11 protein-coding genes are annotated in these 17308 nt (G+C 65.4%); 4 read left to right on the top strand and 7 right to left on the bottom strand.

What is annotated here, in order from left to right; all coding sequences use genetic code 11:
- Window positions 1–236 precede the first annotated feature (236 nt).
- Entirely contained in the window at window positions 237–2267 is a 2031-nt protein-coding gene (locus AQZ49_RS09730; protein ID WP_067615096.1) for a tetratricopeptide repeat-containing sulfotransferase family protein, read from the bottom strand.
- A gap of 312 nt (window positions 2268–2579) precedes the next feature.
- Here AQZ49_RS09730 and AQZ49_RS09725 point away from each other — a divergent pair, with 312 nt between their 5' ends.
- The 4 genes from AQZ49_RS09725 to AQZ49_RS22790 all read left to right on the top strand — a co-directional run bounded on the left by AQZ49_RS09725 (window position 2580) and on the right by AQZ49_RS22790 (window position 7343).
- Entirely contained in the window at window positions 2580–3524 is a 945-nt protein-coding gene (locus tag AQZ49_RS09725; protein WP_156428232.1) for an SMP-30/gluconolactonase/LRE family protein, read from the top strand.
- Window positions 3525–3541: 17 nt separating this feature from the next.
- Window positions 3542–5254 carry a PQQ-dependent sugar dehydrogenase gene (locus tag AQZ49_RS09720; RefSeq protein ID WP_231739160.1) on the top strand — a complete coding sequence of 571 codons (1713 nt, stop codon included), beginning with the start codon at window positions 3542–3544 and terminating at the stop codon, window positions 5252–5254.
- On the top strand, window positions 5251–6162 hold the full coding sequence (locus AQZ49_RS09715) for a Vgb family protein (RefSeq protein ID WP_067615094.1): 912 nt from the start codon (window positions 5251–5253) through the stop codon (window positions 6160–6162). Before AQZ49_RS09720 ends, AQZ49_RS09715 begins: the two co-directional genes overlap by 4 nt.
- Before the next feature lie 74 nt (window positions 6163–6236).
- Window positions 6237–7343 carry a hypothetical protein gene (locus AQZ49_RS22790; RefSeq protein ID WP_231739159.1) on the top strand — a complete coding sequence of 369 codons (1107 nt, stop codon included), beginning with the start codon at window positions 6237–6239 and terminating at the stop codon, window positions 7341–7343.
- 44 nt (window positions 7344–7387) lie between these two features.
- On the opposite strand, the gene AQZ49_RS09705 is transcribed toward AQZ49_RS22790, so the two are convergent.
- From AQZ49_RS09705 to AQZ49_RS09680, 6 genes are all read right to left on the bottom strand, one after another.
- Window positions 7388–8872 (bottom strand): efflux transporter outer membrane subunit, encoded by a 1485-nt coding sequence (locus AQZ49_RS09705; RefSeq protein WP_067615093.1) that lies wholly within the window; start codon window positions 8870–8872, stop codon window positions 7388–7390.
- Window positions 8869–12063 (bottom strand): efflux RND transporter permease subunit, encoded by a 3195-nt coding sequence (locus AQZ49_RS09700; protein WP_067615092.1) that lies wholly within the window; start codon window positions 12061–12063, stop codon window positions 8869–8871. The genes AQZ49_RS09705 and AQZ49_RS09700 overlap by 4 nt, the downstream gene beginning before the upstream one ends.
- A gap of 11 nt (window positions 12064–12074) precedes the next feature.
- Window positions 12075–13178, bottom strand: a complete 1104-nt coding sequence (locus AQZ49_RS09695) for an efflux RND transporter periplasmic adaptor subunit (RefSeq protein ID WP_231739158.1) — start codon at window positions 13176–13178, stop codon at window positions 12075–12077.
- A 448-nt stretch (window positions 13179–13626) separates the two neighbouring features.
- Window positions 13627–14961 (bottom strand): RraA family protein, encoded by a 1335-nt coding sequence (locus AQZ49_RS09690; RefSeq protein ID WP_067615091.1) that lies wholly within the window; start codon window positions 14959–14961, stop codon window positions 13627–13629.
- Entirely contained in the window at window positions 14958–15959 is a 1002-nt protein-coding gene (locus AQZ49_RS09685) for a KpsF/GutQ family sugar-phosphate isomerase (protein ID WP_067615090.1), read from the bottom strand. Before AQZ49_RS09685 ends, AQZ49_RS09690 begins: the two co-directional genes overlap by 4 nt.
- A complete protein-coding gene (locus AQZ49_RS09680) occupies window positions 15956–17104 on the bottom strand; it encodes a hypothetical protein (protein WP_067615089.1) in 1149 nt (382 codons plus the stop codon). Before AQZ49_RS09680 ends, AQZ49_RS09685 begins: the two co-directional genes overlap by 4 nt.
- Between the last annotated feature and the right edge of the window lie 204 nt (window positions 17105–17308).

The following is a 17308-nucleotide window of genomic DNA, read 5'->3' as shown; positions in this document are numbered from 1 at the left end:
CGAGCGTGCCAGCGCTCAATTAGATTGTTTTAGAATTTCCCCGGACGATCCCCGGCAACGAAGAAACATGACGACCGTCCAAGGTTGATAATGCTGCGACGCGGCAACGAGTCAACACCCTTTTCTTCGCTTTGTTTGACAAAGGCGAAATCAGGGCCTGGCCGCTTTGGAAAATCGCAAGGTGTCTCTTGGTGCGATGTTCCGGCCCATCGCTTGGGCAATGGGGTCCGCGCCGGTCAGGCCAGATCGGCCGGTACGTCGGGATAGGCCGCCTCGACCGGGCCGAGCGCAACACGCAATGGTTCGAGGAATTGTTCGAACTGGCGCCAGTGATCGACCCCATCGGTAAAGATCGGCTGGCGAACTTGTTCGGAACTCGCTGTGCGCACTGCGCGGCGGTTGCGATAAAATGCCAGGCAATCCTCTTCGAACGGCACGCCGACGTGATCGAGCAGACGGCGCACTTCGCCTTCAGTATCGGCCACCATCGCTTCGTAGATCACACGATGCACCGCGCCCGGCATTGCGCGATCGAACGCCGCCATCTGCGCAACATAGGCCCGATAATACCGGCCGATTTCCGCCAGATCATACGTAAACAACTGGCCGCGCGCAAAATACTGCTTCCACCCCGAAAAGCAGCAGCCCATCGGATGGCGGCGCGCATCGATGATCGCGGCATTGGGCAGGATCAGCCGGATCAGACCGGTATACATCCAGTTGTTGGGCATCTTGTCGATAAACCGCGCACGCCCCAGTTTGCGATGGGGGCGCGTTCGATCAAGATATTCCTCGCCCAGCCGGACCAGATCGGACGGCGCCAGACTGCGCACCGCATCCGCAAAGCTGGCAAATTCGCCCTCTGCCACGCGCGCATGCAACCGGTCCCCGATGATCATCAGGTCGGGCAATTCCAGGGTACCCTCGATCTGCGAATGGCTCGACAGGATCTGTTCGACCAGTGTCGATCCGGCACGCGGCAGGCCGACAACAAAGATCGGATCGTTGGCCGCACAGCCCTGCCCGGCGCGACTGGCAAGGAACGGCGCGGTGAACAGTTGCGCATGCTCCTGCGCCCCGCCGATGATCCGCGCTTCGTCGTAATCCAGCCCCTTGCGGCGCAAGGCGTTGCCGTGTGCATAGTGGGCAAAGCCGGTCGCGGGATCGCCGGCATCTTCATAGGCCTTGCCGAGCGCAAAATGCAGTTGGCTGGCCTGTTCGTCGTCCTCTTGGTCGTGCTGCACCCTTTCCATCGCGGCGATATCGGCCGCATCCAGATGCACGGTCTTGAGATTGGCCAGGCTCCACCACGCCTCGCCCAGCGCGGGATCGTCTGCCAGCGCGCTGCGATAGGCCGCGATCGCGTCCGCCTGATTGCCGAGTGTCTTGTCGACATGGCCCAGGTTGAGCCAGATGCGCGGGCTGCCTGCCCCGCGCGCAATCAGATCGCGATAGATCCGGGCCGCGTCCTCCTGTTCGCCCAGCCGCACCAGCAGCGACGCCTTGAGCAGCGCGTGGCCGACATTGTCCGGTTCCTGATCCAGCAGTTCGGTGGCGTGCGCCAGTGCCTCGGTCGCTTCCGGCCCCATCTGCAAAAGCCGCACCAGCAACTCGCGCGCCGCACTGAACCCCGGCGCGATGGCCAGCGTGCGCGCAAGCAAGGCGATCGCCTGGTCCCGATCGCCTTGCCGCCATGCCACTTCACCGCGCAACCGCCACGCCGCCGCATCGCCGGGCAACAGCCGGACCCGTTCTTCGAGCATGGCTTCGGCCTGGGCAAGATCCCCGTCGTGCATCGCCATCGCGGCCTTGACCAGCACGGGATCGCGGCCCGCTGCCGCCACCCCGCTCAAGTCCGCGCGTCGTGCATCCGGTTCACGCCCGGCGGCGCGGAGCGCGGCCGACAGCGCCTGCCATGCCGGCAGGAAATCCGCCTTGAGTGAAACCGCGTGTTCCAGCGCATCCACGGCGAGATCGTGTTCGCCCAGTCCGCCATGGGTCAGCGCCAGTTCGAACGCAACCATTGCCGAACGGGGCTGCTGGCGGGCCAGTTGGGACAGCACGGTGCGCGCAGACGGCAGATCGCCGATCATCTGCAAGGCCTGTCCTTCGATCAGCATCGCCCGGGGATGGCCGGGTGCTGCACGCCGAATGTCGCGCGCTAGCGCCAGCGCGCGACGCGGATCGTGCCGCAGCATCGCAGTGGCGTGCGCCAATCCCGCATCGAGCGAGACTGTAGCATCGCCTGACACGTCGGAACCCGCCATCGCTGACACTCCTCTGGCTTGCGCCGATCGCGGCAGCATGATGCGCGCAATGCACAAAAAACTGCGTCAGATGGCGGGCCTTGTCGAGTGCCACGGCCGATTGCGATCAACCCTTTTTGGCCTCGTCGGCCGGGAACCACCCGCAATCACGGTCCTGACGGGATCGCCGATCGCATGCGCGGAGGGCTTACAAAGGGCTGCGACAACTCTTGACGACTGTCCAGATATCTCGGACAAACTTTGGCGGAACAGGCCCTCACCGGGTCGTCGGCAACTCTGTGCCGACCGTGTTATGGCTGGGGTGCACAGCTGATGAACCGCTTTTGCCTTGCCATGCTCTCGCTGGTCGCACTGTCAGGCGCGGCCCCCGCGCCAGAGGCCATCAGCCTGCCCGGCGATCACCTTCACCCGGAAAGCGTTTCGATCACGCCCGATGGCATGGCCTATGTCGGCTCGATGTTTGGCGGGGTGCTGAAAGTCGATCTACGGACCCGCACCGTCACGCGCTGGATCGCGCCTGGCGCCTATGGCAGCGGCGCCTTGTTTGGCGTGCTGGCCGACTTGCGCCATCATATCGTGTGGACATGTACCAACGACTTTCCGGGCAGCACGTTGAGCGTGGCCGGCGCCGACCCCGGCCATTGGCTCAAGGGTTTTGATCTGGCCACGGGCAATGGTCGCGTCAGTCTGCGGCTGCCGGGCGAAAAGCCGGTGTGCAACGATATGGCGGTGGGTCGTGACGGATCGCTCTATGTCACAGACACCGGCCAGCCGCGCATTTTGCGCTGGCGACCGGGGGCAACCGCGCTGGAGGTCTGGCTGGAAGACACCACGTTCAACCCGCCGGGCAAAGTCGGCGGGCTGGATGGCATCGCGGTGGGGGCCGATGGCGCGCTCTATGTCAACAATGTCCGTTCGGGTGCGCTCTATCGCGTCACGATCGGACCGGATGGCAAGGCGGGCAAAGTCACCCCGCTGGCACTCTCGCGTCCGCTGGCCAGCCCCGATGGCATGCGCCCGCTGGGCGGTGCGGATTTCCTGCTGGCCGAAGGCAAAGGCACGATCTCGCGTTTTACAGTTGTCGGTGATCGGGCCGAAATCACCACATTGGCGACGGGCATCAATCAACCCACCGGCGTCGGGACTGCGCTGGGGTCGGGATGGTATGTGCAAGGGCAACTGTCGGCCATTTTCCGTCCTGCCGATTCCACGGCAGACCTGCCGTTCCGTCTGACGCCGGTCGCGCTCAGACCATGATGATCAAGAGGCTTTGCGTGACAACACCCCTGCGCGCCGCGATTTTTGCGATACCTTTCGTCCTTGCCGTCAGTCTTGTGCTGAAACCGGCCAGTGCCGCGCAAAGTGGCGATGCCTGCCCCGCCGACAATGGCGGCCTGACGCTGCCGCCCGGATTTTGCGCAACCGTGTTTGCCGACAATCTCGGCCATACCCGGCATATGGCGGTCGCGCCCGATGGCACGGTCTATGTCAACACCTGGTCGGGGCGCTATTTCCGCAATGCGCCGCCTGCCCCGGGCGGCGGGTTCATCGTCGCGCTGAAGGATCGCGATGGCGACGGTGTCGCCGACAGCACCGAGCGATTTGGGCCAAGCGAGGCCAAAGGCGGGCATGGCGGCACGGGGATCGCGCTATGGCATGGCGGACTTTACGTCGAAGAGACCGACCGGATCATGCGCTATCCGCTTGCACCGGGCCAGCTTGCCCCGGTGGGAACGCCCACCACCATCCTGTCCGGAATGCCGCTGACGGGCGACCACCCCATGCATCCCTTTGCGATCGAGGCAGACGGCACGCTGCTGCTCAATTCGGGATCGGCCACCAACACCTGCGAAAGCCCCAATCGCAAACCCGGCGCCAAAGGGGCAGTCCCCTGCATCGAAGCGCAGACACGCGGCGGTATCTGGGCCTACCGCGCAGACCGCACGGGCCAGGTCTTTTCGCCCGCCGAGCGCTGGGCCAAGGGCATCCGCAATACAGGTGGCATCAGTTTCGACAACACCGGTCGCGTGTTCGCCGTTCAGCACGGCCGCGACCAGTTGAGCCAGAACTGGCCCGCACTCTATTCGGTCGAGCAGGGAGTCGAACGGCCCGCCGAGATCCTGTTTTCACCCTCGAAGGGCGCCGATTACGGGTGGCCCACGTGCTATTACGATGGCATCCAGGGGCGGCATGTGCTGGCGCCCGAATATGGTGGCGATGGGGGCAAGGCCCAGGGGATCTGCGCCGATGCAACGCCCCCGGTCGCTGCGTTCCCCGCGCATTGGGCACCGAACGATACCACGATCTATACCGGCACAAGCTTCCCGATGGCCTACGCCCAAGGGGCGTTCATCGCCTTCCATGGCTCATGGAACCGGGCGCCGGCGCCGCAGGATGGCTATCTGGTCGCCTTTCAGCCCTTGCGCGATGGCAGGGCAAACGGCCCGTGGATTCGTTTTGCAGACGGGTTTGCCGGGGCATTCAAGGAACCTGGCAGGGCGTTGCATCGTCCCGCCGGTCTTGCGGTCGGCCCCGACGGCGCGCTCTATATTGCCGATGATGTGCGCGGGCGAATTTGGCGGATCACTTATCACGGCCCGGCCACGGCCCCATTGGTCGCCGCCGCCAAGGCAGAGATCGCCCCCGCATCGGCCGATGCCGTGCCGCACGGCGCCCTGCCGCCCGGTGTGACCGCACAACAGGTTGCGTTGGGCCGTGCCATTTACATGGGGGAAGCCAAAGGCGGCACATGCGTGGGCTGCCACGGGTCCGACGGACGCGGCAGCATGGCCGGTGCATCGCTTACCGGCCCGACCTGGCTGTGGAGCGACGGGTCGGTCGACGGCCTGGCGCAGACGATTGTCAACGGAGTCAGCCAGCCCAAAAAGGCCAGCGGCGCGATGCCTGCGATGGGCGGCGTCGCGCTGTCGCCCGACGATGTCAAGGCGCTGGCCGCGTATGTCTGGACGATCGGGCATGCCTCATGATGGCGTTTCGCACCATCGGTGTGGCACTCTGCGCGTGGGCGGCGATGATCCCGGCGGCGACCCACGCCCGGCCTGCGGACGTGATCAACGTGCCCGGTTTTGCCGATTTTCTGGCGGTTGACGGCAAGACCGTATGGGTGACCAACAAGGGCCGTGTCGAGCGCTGGTCGCGGCACGGCAAAATCGCCGCGGTCGCGATGGACAAGCCCTGCGGCGCGATGGCCATCGCCGCCGGCGCATTGTGGGTTGCCGATTGCAGGCAAGGCACGTTGAACCGCATCGATCTGCGCAACCCCAAAGTGGTCGCATCGATCGCAACCGGGATTGCCGATCCCGGGGGCGAATTGAATGTCGTGGCGGGTGCAGGTTCGATCTGGGTGGCCAGTGATGCCAAAGGCCTGATTGCGCGTGTCGATCCCGCCTCCAACCGCGTGATCGCATCGATTACGGTCGATCCTGCAACGTCATATCTGGCCTTCGGGCTGGGTTCGCTGTGGGCCGTCAGCGGGCCGCACCAATCGGTTCAGCGGATCGATCCCGCCACCAACACCGTGACAAAGACCACGCTACTGGGCCGTGCACCCGGTTTTCTGGTGGCGGGCGCAGGGGCTGTGTGGGTTCAGGAACAGGGCGATGGCACCCTCGCCCGGATCGACGCCGACAGCGGTGAAGTGACTGGCCGGGTCAAAGTGGGCGACAGCCTGAAATGGGGTGACATCGACGCAGGCGGCGGCAAAGTCTGGCTGAGAACGACGGACGACCAGGTCTATGTCGCGATCGATCCGGACACCCTGACGATCACCGCGCGCGTCGGACCAAAATCGGGCAGCGGCGCCTTGCGCTATACCCGCCACGGGCTGTGGACCACGGCCCACGACCAGCACACGTTGACATGGTGGCCGCTGTGAACCGGTGGATTGCCACACGATCGCACCGCGCAAGGCTGTGCCGACGTTTACGCCAACATTGAGGGAATGACACGATGCGCTTGCCTCTGCTGATTTCGACCCTGGCCCTGACCGTCGGCCTTGTCTCGCAAAGTCAGGCGGTGCCCAGCCGCGCGCCCGGTTGGGATGCGGCGGCGGCGGCGCACTATCTCGACACCCGCATGGCCTGGTGGCGGCAATGGTCGAAGGACGAACGCGATCATGGCACGCGCTGCGTATCGTGCCACACATCGCTGCCGCATACGCTGGCCATGCCGGCCTTGCGGGGCCAACTTGGCCTGACCCATCAGAGCGTTGATGAAATGGCGATGTTCGATGATGTCGGGAAGCGGGTGTACCTGTGGAGCGAGGTTGAACCGTTTTATCCCGACCAGACCCGCGGCGTGCCCAAATCGGCGGAATCGCGCGGCGTGGAATCGGTGCTCAACGCGCTCATCCTGGCAACGCGCGACAACGAGCGCGGCCATCTGGGGCCCGACACGCGCCAGGCCTTCGCCAATATGTGGGCCCTGCAAATGCAGGCGGGCGACCAGAAGGGCGGCTTTACCTGGCTGGATTTTCACCTTGAACCGTTTGAATCGCCTACCGCGACGTATTGGGGGGCAACCCTGGCGGCGTTGGCCGTGGCGCGCGCACCGGGCGGCTATTCCACCGATCCCGCGGTTGCGCCGCACATCGACGCGCTGCGGAATTACCTGAAAACAGGTTTGACCGGTTCGCTTTACACCCGCACCCTGCTGGTCTGGGCCGACAGCCAGTTGCACGGCGTACTGGACGAGGCACAGCGCCAGAAGATCATTGCAGACCTGGTCGCCTGCCAACAGCCGGATGGCGGATGGACGCTGGCCAGCCTGTCAAACTGGCAACGCGTCGACAAGTCCGCCCTGCCCGCGCAAAGCGACGGCTATGCCACGGCGCTGATCGCGCTGGTGTTGCGTGAGGAGGGCATGGCGGTGACCGCAGCGCCGCTGAAATCCGCGCGCAACTGGATTGTCATGCATCAGGACAAGACGAGCGGAGCGGTTCCGGCCAAATCGATCAACAAGGATCGTCAGCCTGGCACCGATGCCTATCTGTTCATGACCGATCAGGCCACCGGCATGGCCGCGCTGGCGATGAGGCCGAACCCGCCGGCCGGGTAACGGTGTCGATTGGAGGCGTGGAACCGGATCGCAAGATTGCGAGGTCAGGGTGCCGATGGCGGGCCCGCCGCAATCGGCGGCGCGGTTTCCCAGCCGCCGCCCAGCGCCTTGAACAGCGAAATCTGGGCATCGGCGACTTTGGTATCCGATTGCGCCAGCGCCTGTCGCGCGGCGGCACGGTTCTGTTCGGCGACCAGCAGGTTGAGGAAATTGTCCCGCCCCTGATCGAAGCGCAGCCGTGAAAGCCGGGCGGCATCGTCGGCCGCATCGGCCGCGCGTTTGAGCGACAGGTTCTGGCGTTGCGCCGCTGCGGACCGCGCCAGCGCCTGTTCGGTTTCCTTCAGCGCGGTCAGGATCGTGCCCTGGAATGCCGCCAGCGAGGCCTCTGCCTGGCTCTTCGATTGCCGGATGCGCGCGCGCGTCGCCGCAAAGTTGGGAAATGTCCACGAAATCAGCGGCCCGAGCGCATAGTTGAACGCCCCGGGCTTGCCCAGGTTGCTGATCTGCGGCGCGCCAAGGCTGGCCGAACCCGCCAGCGTAACCGATGGGTAGAGCGCCGCGGTCGCGATCCCGATCCGCGCGGTGTCGGCCGCCAGCGTGCGTTCGGCCTGGCGCACATCGGGCCTGCGCGCGAGCAGCGCGGCACCGTCGCCGACCGGGATGGGCGTCATCACGCGCGGCACCGCATGGCATTGCGCCGCGGCCGCATCAACTTGCGCCGGGGGACGCCCGGTCAGCGCCGTCAGCGCATAGAGCTGCGCGCGGCGTTCCGCTTCGAGATCGGGAACCTGGGCATTGGCCTGTTCGACCAGCACTTGCGCCTGATCGACGTCGCGCCGGGTTCCGCGACCGGCGTCGAGCAGCCGTTGTGTCAGGCGCAAGGTGTCGCTTTCCAGGCTGGCGGTTTCGCGTGCCACTTCGGCCTGGGCGGCGTTGCCGCAGGCGTCGGCATAGCTTTGTGTGACCTGGGCGATGATCGAAATCCGCACCGCGTCGAGCGCCGCCTGCGAGGCCTGGGCATCGCCGCGCGCCGCCTCGATCGAGCGCGATACGCGGCCGAACAGATCGACCTCGTAACTCGCGTCAAAACCGGCCTGATAATAGTTGAAATCTTCGTGACTGGGCACGGCCCCGCTGGCGCTTACGCCGCTGCCGACTTCGCCGACGCTGTAGGCGCCGACGCGTTCGCGATCGTATCCGGCCGACAGCGTGGTCGTCGGCAACCGCCCTGCCCGCGCCTCTGACAGCGCGCCGCGCGCCTTGCGCAAGTTGGCGGCGGCCTGCCTGATGTCGGTGTTATAGGCCAGCGCATCGCGCACCAGCGCATTGAGCGCGGCATCGTCGAACATCACCCACCAGTTCGCCGGCAATGGCTGGCCCGACAGCGTGGCAGGGGTCGCCGCCTCGCGAAACGGCGCCTGCGCCTCGGCGACCATGCGCGGCGCGTGATAGTTCGGGCCGGTGACGCATCCCGCCAGGCCGCATGTTGCCAGCAGGGCCGCGCCCATGCCGTTTGCCAGCCGGGTCATCCTGCGGTCTCCTCGCCGGGCGGGTCGGGCTCTGGTTTGTGGCGCAATCCGGCGGCCCATGTGGCCGCCCGTTCGCCAAACATCTTGGAGATGACGTAGAAGCTCGGGGTGAACAGCAACCCGAAGAACGTCACCCCGATCATCCCGAAAAAGACCGCAACCCCCAGCGCCTGCCGCATTTCGTAGCCGGGGCCTTTTGACAGGACGAGCGGCAGCACACCCAGAATGAACGCGATCGAGGTCATCAGGATCGGCCGCAGGCGTTGATGCGCGGCGCGCGCCGCAGCATCGCGATGGCTCAGCCCGTGCTCTTCACCCTGCCGCGCAAATTCGACGATCAGGATGGCATTCTTGGCGGCCAGCCCGACCAGCACGACCAGCCCGATCTGGGTCAGCACGTTGTTGTCCATGCCCATCAGGTTGGTGCCCAGGATCGCCGCCAGCAGACACATCGGCACGATCAGGATCACCGCCAGCGGCAGCACGATCGATTCATACTGCGCGGCCAGCAACAGGAACACAAACAGCACCGCCAACGCGAAAATGTAGATGCCGGTGTTGCCCGCCTGCTGCTGCTGAAAGGCCAGATCGGTCCATTCGTACGTCATGCCCTTGGGCAGGATCTTCTGCGCCAGACCGGCCATCGTGGCCAGCGACTGGCCGGTCGAAAAACCGCGCGCGCTGTCGCCCTGCAACTCAGCCGAGGGATAGAGGTTGTAGCGCACCACGCGGTACGGCCCGGCGTCGTTCCTGACAGTCAGCACCGCGCCCAGCGGCACCATCGCGCCGCTGGCGGACCGGGTGCGCAACCGTTCGATGTCGGCGGTCGATTGGCGGAACCGGGCGTCGGCTTGCGCTGTGACACGCCAGGTACGGCCCAGATAATTGAAGTCGTTGATATAGGCCGACCCCAGATACGTGCCCAGTGTCGAGAACACGTTCGGCACGGCCACGCCGGCCTGTTCGGCCCGTTCACGGTCGATATCCGCCGTCAGACGCGGGGTCTGGTTGCTGAACGTCGTGAATGTCGACTGGATGCCGGGCGACCCGTTCGCGGCGTGGGCCATCGCATTGGCCGCCTTTTCCAGCGCGACAAAGCCCAGACCGCTGCGATCCTCGATCTCCATCTTGAACCCGCCGCCCGTGCCGATCCCCTGCACCGGCGGGGGAGGAATGACCAGGATGCGGCCCTCGGTCAGCGTGCCATAGACTTTGCGCAACTGGTTGGCGAACTCGTCCGCGGTGATGTCGTCGCGATCCTTGCGCGGCTTCATCGCCACGAAAATCACGCCGGTGTTGGGCGCGGTGGTAAACGTGGCGCCATCAAAACCGGCAAAGGCGACGCTGGTATCGGTCCCCTTCAACCCACCGGCCAGCGCAATCGCCTTTTTCATGAAATCCGACGTGCGTTCCAGCGACGTGCCGGGCGGCATCTGCACTGCCGAAATCAGATAGCCCTGATCCTGCGGCGGAATGAACCCGGTCGGCGTTTCCGTGAAGCGCCAGCCCGCAATCAGGATCAGCCCGGCATAGGCGATCGCGATCAGCCCGAGCGCGCGCACCAGCCTGACGGTCAGCTTGCCATAGCGATCGGACAGACGGTCAAAGCCGTTGTTGAACCCGTTGGCAAACCGCCCCGGCCATCCGCGCACGCCCGGTTTCGGCGCCTGGTCACGCTGGCGCGGTTTCAGCAGCAAGGCTGCGAGCGCGGGTGAAAGGGTCAGCGACACAAACGCCGACAGCGCAGTCGCGGCAACGATGGTCAGCGCGAACTGCTTGTAGAACTGCCCCGATATGCCGGGAATGAACGCGGTCGGGATGAACACCCCGCACAGCACGAGCGCGATCGCGATCAGCGCGCCGGACACTTCGTCCATCGATTTATGCGCCGCCTCGCGCGGGGACAGTCCTTCCTCTTCCATCAGCCGTTCGATATTTTCGATCACCACGATCGCATCGTCGACCACCACGCCGATCGCCAGCACCAGCCCGAACAGCGACAGATTGTTCAACGAGAAACCGAAGGCCGCCATGAAGGCGAACGAACCGGTCAACGAGATGGGGATCGCGATGAGCGGGATGATTGCGGCACGCCAGCTTTGCAGAAAGATGAGCACGACCAATGCCACCAGCACCAGCGCCTCGAACAGCGTCTGGCGCACCTCGTGGATCGATTCCGAGATATAGTCGGTCGGGTGATAGGGGATTTCGTAGGCCATTCCCGGCGGAAAGCTCTTCGCCAGCTCGGCCATTTCGCGGTGAATGGCGTCTGCGGTGGCCAGCGCGTTCGAACCCGGCAACTGGTTGACCGCCAGCACGGTCGAATCCTTGCCCGCCACATAGGCATTGGTGGTGTAGTCCTGCCCGCCAAGCTCGATCCGCGCGATGTCGTGCAGGCGCGTCAGCCCCCCGTCATCGCGCCGCTTGAGAATGATGTCGCCAAACTGTTCGGGCGACGTCAGCCGCCCGAGCGTCTGGATGCCAAGCTGAAAGGCATTGGGCTTGGTGCCGAACGGCGGCGATCCGATCGTTCCGGCGGCCACTTGCGCGTTCTGGCCCTGGATCGCCTGGATAACCTCCTGGTCGGTCAAATTGCGCGAGGCGGCCAGATCGGGATCGATCCATATCCGCATCGCATAGTCGCGCCCGCCGATCACCCGCGTATCGCCGACCCCGGCAATACGCTTGATACGGTCGGTCACCTGGAGCGTCACGTAGTTGGAGATATATTGCTGATCCAGCGAGTGATCGGGCGAATAGAATGACAGCGCCATCAGGATGTTGGGTGACGCCTTGCGCACAGTCACACCGATCGCCCTGGTCTGATCGGGCAGGCGCGGCTCCGCCTCGGACACGCGGTTCTGCACCAGAACTTGCGCGGCGTTTATGTCGGTGCCCAGCTTGAACGTGACGGTGATCGTCAGCGTTCCGTCACCAACCGAGGACGAGGACATGTAGAGCATGTTCTCGACGCCGTTGATCTGTTCTTCAAGTGGCGTTGCAACCGTCGCCGCCATCGTTTCGGCGGTGGCTCCGGGATAGCTTGCGCTGACGGTTACGGTGGGTGGTGCGATCTCAGGATACTGCCCCACCGGCAGGCTTGGAAACGAGATCGCCCCGACGATGACGATAAGGATCGAAACGACGGCCGCAAAGATCGGGCGTTCGATGAAGAAATGGGGAAAACGCACCGCGCGGCCCCCTATTTGGCCGAGCCGGCAAGCGTCGCGGCATTCGGCTGCGGCACCGTCAGGCGTTCTGTGCCCGGTTCGGTGTCGGCGGAGCGGGGTTTGATGGCCACTTGCCGGGCGTCGACTTTCGCGCCCGGCTGCAACTGTGCCAACCCGTCCAGCACGACCATGTCGTTTGGCCCGAGCCCATCGCGAACCGCGCGCAAGCCCATGATCTGGGGCCCGGTTTCGATGACCCGTTGCGTCACGGTGCCATCGCGGCCGAGCACAAACACCAGCTTGCGCGACTGGTCGGTAACGATCGCCTCATCGGGAATAAGCAGCGCGTGATACGAGCCCGAACCGAGCAGACGGGCCCGCCCGAACATGCCGGGGGTCAGAAAGTGATCGGGATTGGGCAGCACCGCATGCGCGCGGATGGTGCCTGATCCGGTGTCGATGGCATTGTCGACAAACGCCATCTCTCCGCGATGGGGATAGTTCGTTTCGTCGGATAGCTGGATATCGACCGGATTGGGGGCAACCCGCGAGGATTTGCGCGCGCCGGTCAGCGCCTGGCGCATATATTTGAGGTAGAAGCTTTCCGCACCGTCGAACGTGAACCAGATCGGATCGAGCGACACGACGGTGGTCAACAGCGTGTCACCATTGGTAACCTGATCACCCAGCGACACCCGCCGCGATGAAATCCGTCCGCTGACCGGCGCCCGCACCATCGTGAAGCCCAGGTTCAGCCGGGCATTGTAGGCGGCCGCTTCGGCCGATTGCAGATTGGCCTTTGCCGTGCGGACTTGCGCCTGGTCGTTTTCAAGCTCTTCGCGCGATACCGCTTGCGCCTTGACCAGTTCGGCCGAGCGTTTTTCCACCGATGCCGCGTTGGCCAGCGTGGCATTCGCAGCGGCAATCTGGGCCTCTGCCTGCAACAGGACCGCACGGTACGGGCGCGGATCGATCTCGAACAGCGGCTGCCCCGCCTTGACGTCCTGCCCGTCCTTGACCAGGATCCGGGTGACCACACCGGTTACCCGGGCGCGCAGATCGACCGACTGGGGTGCCTCGAACCGTCCGATATAGGTGTCCCAATCGACCACGTCGCGGCGCAGCGGTTTGCCCACCGAAACATGCGGTACACGCGGCGCCGGTGCCGCTGGTTTTGCGGTGCACCCAACGATCAGCAAACTGCACAAGGCTGACGCGACCAACCGATACGGTTGGGTGGCGGGGCGATCGACAGGAAGTGAATTACGCAGAGTATCACGCCCGATCATGCCTCTGTCACCTTGTAAATCGACAACGGTCGTTCCAACACTAGCACGAGTTTCGTGCGCAAGACAGCAATCTGATCAGCACCTTGAGGCAACGCAGACGCCCGCGCGACAATCCATTGCGCTGTTCTGCAACAAGCAAAGAAACCGAATCAACGGAACGCTTTTCAGATAGTCCGAATCACAACCTAACCTGGATCGCTTCACCGGAATTGTCGCAAACGCGCAAATTTGTCGGCGCCCGCCATCGCGTGTTGACGGTGTGGCCGGGTGCGCCGCAGATTGCTGCCACGCCGCCTCAAAATGCGCCGCATTCGGCCAGGATGGTCTGCACATCCTGGCCGCGCGCGGCCATGATGCGGATGCGCGCCTCATTCGACAGCACGTCCCATGCCGCCTGTTCGACATGCGGCCAGTGCTTTTCGGGGATGACCACCACGCCGTTTTCGTCGCCGAAGATCATGTCGTCATGGCAGATCGGCACGTCGCCGATGCGGATCGGGCGGTTCATCGCACCAACCGTGCCTTCGTACTTGATATCATCGCAATAGCTGCCCCGCGCATAGACCGGCAGGCCAAGCAGCGCGACATCGCGGCTGTCGCGCGTGACCCCGTCGATCACCGCGCCGACCGCACCCGACCGGATCGCCAGCGTGGCGTTAAGATCGCCGAAATAGGCATGAGCGGGCACCTCGTTGGCCACCGCAATCACGCACCCGGGCCGCACAAAGCGATAGCTGTCGAGCGCATCGTAGATCCCGCGCCAGCGCTCGGTCGTGCGCTCCTGCGCCGGAATGGCGACCAGTTGCAGCGTGCGCGCGCGGCCCAGCATCTTGCCGGGGCTGGTGGCGGCGATGGCCCGGGGCAGTACCGCGCCAAGCCCGGTGTCCTTGGCGATATCGGCCAGCACCGGCGATGACAGATAGGGGCACAGCGCGCGCATGCGCGTCACTTGCGCCGCGCGATGGCCCGCGCACAAGGCCTCGGCCATGGCCAGATCGGCCGGGTTGTTGATATCGACCTGTTCGGTGGGATCGAGTTCGAACAGCACCGGCGCCGTGCCGAACCGGCGCGTTGGCGGTGCCTCGCCGGGGCGGCGGCGCACGATGTAGAGGCTCATCGCCTCGATCACGCTGGGGGACAGATCGACACTGTTGGGTATGCGCCCCGCACCATAATCGGGCGCACCGTTCGACCAGCCATACTGCCTGGCCTTCGACACCGCGACCAGGCTGTCGGCGGCGGGGTCCTCGATCAGGCGGCGCACCGCGCGGTCGATCGTGTCGGCATTGACGAACGGCGCGGTGCACAAGGCCTGGACATAGAAATCCGCCGGTCCTGCCGCGTGACATTCCCACGCAAACAGGTCGTGCCCGTCGCAGGCATTGCTGGCCAGCGCCGCCGGACGATGCAAGCGGCGCACCGGCAGATCGGCGGCAAGATCGGCAATCGCGTCGCATTCGGTATCGAGAAAGACCGCATCGATCGTGGCACAACCGAGCAATTGCCGCAGTTTGCGCCGGAACAAGTGGTCGCCATCGAGCACCGCGCAATTTTTGTTGGCGATGCGTTCGCTGGTGCCCTTGGCGGGGGTGATCGCGACAACGCGCGGGGCGGGATTGAAGGGCTTCATCGGCCGGGTACCAGATCGACGCTGTGAAGAATGCCCTGCAACCGGTCGGCGTCATCGACCACGGGCAGGACCAGCAGGCCGCGATCGCGGTGCTGCATAAGATCGAGCGCTTCACCCAGCAGCGCCGTGTCGGCGACCACCACCGGGCTTTCGCGCATCACCGCGGCGGCGGTCACGCGATGAAAATCCTGCTGCGCCTGCACCGCGCGGCGAATGTCGCCATCGACGATCAGCCCCAGCAGCCCGCCCTGCCAATCGACCACGCAAGCCGCCCCGATCAGCCCCGACGACATCACGCTGGCAACTTCGGCCAGGGTCATGTGCGCCAGCACGGTGGGCAGCGCCGCGCCCCGGCGCATTACCGCCGTCACCGGCAGCGCGCGCTGGCCCAGCAGCCCCGCCGGGTGGCTGCGCAGGAAATCCGCGCGCGAAAACCCGCGCAAGCGGCTGGCGGCTACCGCGATGGCATCCCCCACCGCCATCTGCAGCGTCGTGCTGGCGGTGGGAGCAAGCCCGAGATGATCGGCCTCATGCGCCAGGCGCAATTCGACCACGGTATCGGCGGCGCGGCCCAGCGGCGAATCCGCGCGGCCCACCAGCGCGATCAGATGGCAATCGCGTGCGCGCAGGCCGGGAACGATGCGCAGGATTTCGGCGGTGTTGCCGCTGTTGGAAAACAGCAGCAACGTGCTGCCCGGCGTGACCGCGCCCAGATCGCCATGCGCAGCATCGCCCGCAGACAAGGCAAAGGCCGGGATGCCCAGACTGGCCAATGTGGCCGCCGTCTTGGCCGCAACCAGCCCCGATTTGCCCGCCCCGCAGCACAACACCGGGCGATCGGTGGCCGCCACGCGGTGGATCGCCCCGGCCAGGGCAGGCGGCGGATCGGCGATCAACCCGGCCAGCGCCGCCGCCTCCTTGCGCAAGACATCCAGCGCCCACGGCATCGCCGTGTCCACTGGCACCGGACCGGACAAGGCGGGGGCAGGTTTGCTCATGCCGGTTGCGCCGCCCGCAACGCGGCGAGATTGGCCGCAATATCGGCCTCATCGGGGGTGCCGTCGGCCAGACGCAGCAGCATCGCCAGATCGCAGTGGTCGGGCCGCAACAGACGCGTGCCCAGATGCCAGCCGAACCAGCGGCGACATTCGGCAGGGTCGGCGGCGGGCAGATCGGCGCGCCGGGGCAGCGGCGGACAGGCGGACAGCCCCGGCAGGGCATGCACCCAGTCTGCCATCGGCCAGTGCCCCAGATGCATGATCGGCGTGCCGTACCAGGCCGCCAGCGACCAGCATTTGCTCAGATCGCAAACCATCGCATCGGCACAGCGCGCCAGACCCGCGGTGGCATCATCCTGCGTGCAAAGCTGTACGCGATCGCCCAGTGCATCGAGCATGCGATAGAGATCGCCGCGATCGACATGCAGGCGGTTGAGCGGATGATCGGTGATCGCCAGCAGCACCCGCGCGTCGAAATGGTCGAGCAGGCGCGCAATCAGCCCCGGCGCCGGGCCCGACGCGGCGTGGCGCAAGTAAAAATTCTCCTCATGCTCATAGTGCAAGGGCACCGCCAGCACGGGCCGATCCATCGGCAGGCCAAGCCCGGCGCGCGTGGCCGCAATGCCCGGTTGCGGCGCCGGGGGCGCCATTTGCACCACCGCATCGGCACAGCCATCTACCATGGCCAGCGGCCCGTCAGGCCGGTGACCGTGGTGAAACGGTCGGTGTTCGAGCACGATCCAGCGCGGATCGGTGACGAACGGCCCCGCCGCCGCCTCGGTGATGAACCGTGTGCATCCGGCAAAGCGCGCGGGCGTGGCCAGATCGGCGCTGCGCACCAGGGTCAGATCAGGTGCGATGGTATCGATCAGATCGACCAGGCCGGAAATCCGCGCGCCATCTTCGCGAAAATCGGCGCAGGCGGTGACCCCCCAGGCCAGATCGATCAGATGCAGGCGCAGCTTGGTCAGCCCGGCCAGCGGTTGCCAGTGCTGCGACGTGATGCCGGTGCCGCGCCACAGCGGCGCCACGATCACATGGACTTGCGCCACGGCGCCATCGCCGTCGAGCGCGCGCAAGACCGGCGTTATGATATGGACAAACCACCAGGGCGTGATCACCGGAAGATAGAACAGGACTTTCATCGACCCTCGCCTGCGGTGGACGAGACAGGCAGTGGACTGTGCCGCGCGCGCAGGCAGGGCTGGCCGGGATAGACATCTCCACCGCTGTCCCTCGGGTCTGCATTCTGGCGTGGGTTGGTTTATGGCTGCCAAGCGGGCCGCTATGGAAATTTGCGTAGCGCCTGCGTGAATGTCCGCGGGCCGCCATACGTGTTCATCGCGTAG

The sequence above is a fragment of the Novosphingobium sp. FSW06-99 genome (assembly GCF_001519065.1).
Taxonomy (GTDB): domain Bacteria; phylum Pseudomonadota; class Alphaproteobacteria; order Sphingomonadales; family Sphingomonadaceae; genus Novosphingobium.
The sequence above is the reverse complement of the archived record's forward strand: the minus strand, read 5'-3'. Positions and strand labels throughout refer to the sequence as shown.

Coding starts and splice junctions, on each gene's coding strand:
- AQZ49_RS09730 (WP_067615096.1), bottom strand. CDS start 2,267: ATGGCGGGTTCCGACGTGTCAGGCGATGCTACAGTCTCGCTCGATGCG.
- AQZ49_RS09725 (WP_156428232.1), top strand. CDS start 2,580: ATGAACCGCTTTTGCCTTGCCATGCTCTCGCTGGTCGCACTGTCAGGC.
- AQZ49_RS09715 (WP_067615094.1), top strand. CDS start 5,251: ATGATGGCGTTTCGCACCATCGGTGTGGCACTCTGCGCGTGGGCGGCG.
- AQZ49_RS22790 (WP_231739159.1), top strand. CDS start 6,237: ATGCGCTTGCCTCTGCTGATTTCGACCCTGGCCCTGACCGTCGGCCTT.
- AQZ49_RS09705 (WP_067615093.1), bottom strand. CDS start 8,872: ATGACCCGGCTGGCAAACGGCATGGGCGCGGCCCTGCTGGCAACATGC.
- AQZ49_RS09690 (WP_067615091.1), bottom strand. CDS start 14,961: ATGAAGCCCTTCAATCCCGCCCCGCGCGTTGTCGCGATCACCCCCGCC.
- AQZ49_RS09685 (WP_067615090.1), bottom strand. CDS start 15,959: ATGAGCAAACCTGCCCCCGCCTTGTCCGGTCCGGTGCCAGTGGACACG.
- AQZ49_RS09680 (WP_067615089.1), bottom strand. CDS start 17,104: ATGAAAGTCCTGTTCTATCTTCCGGTGATCACGCCCTGGTGGTTTGTC.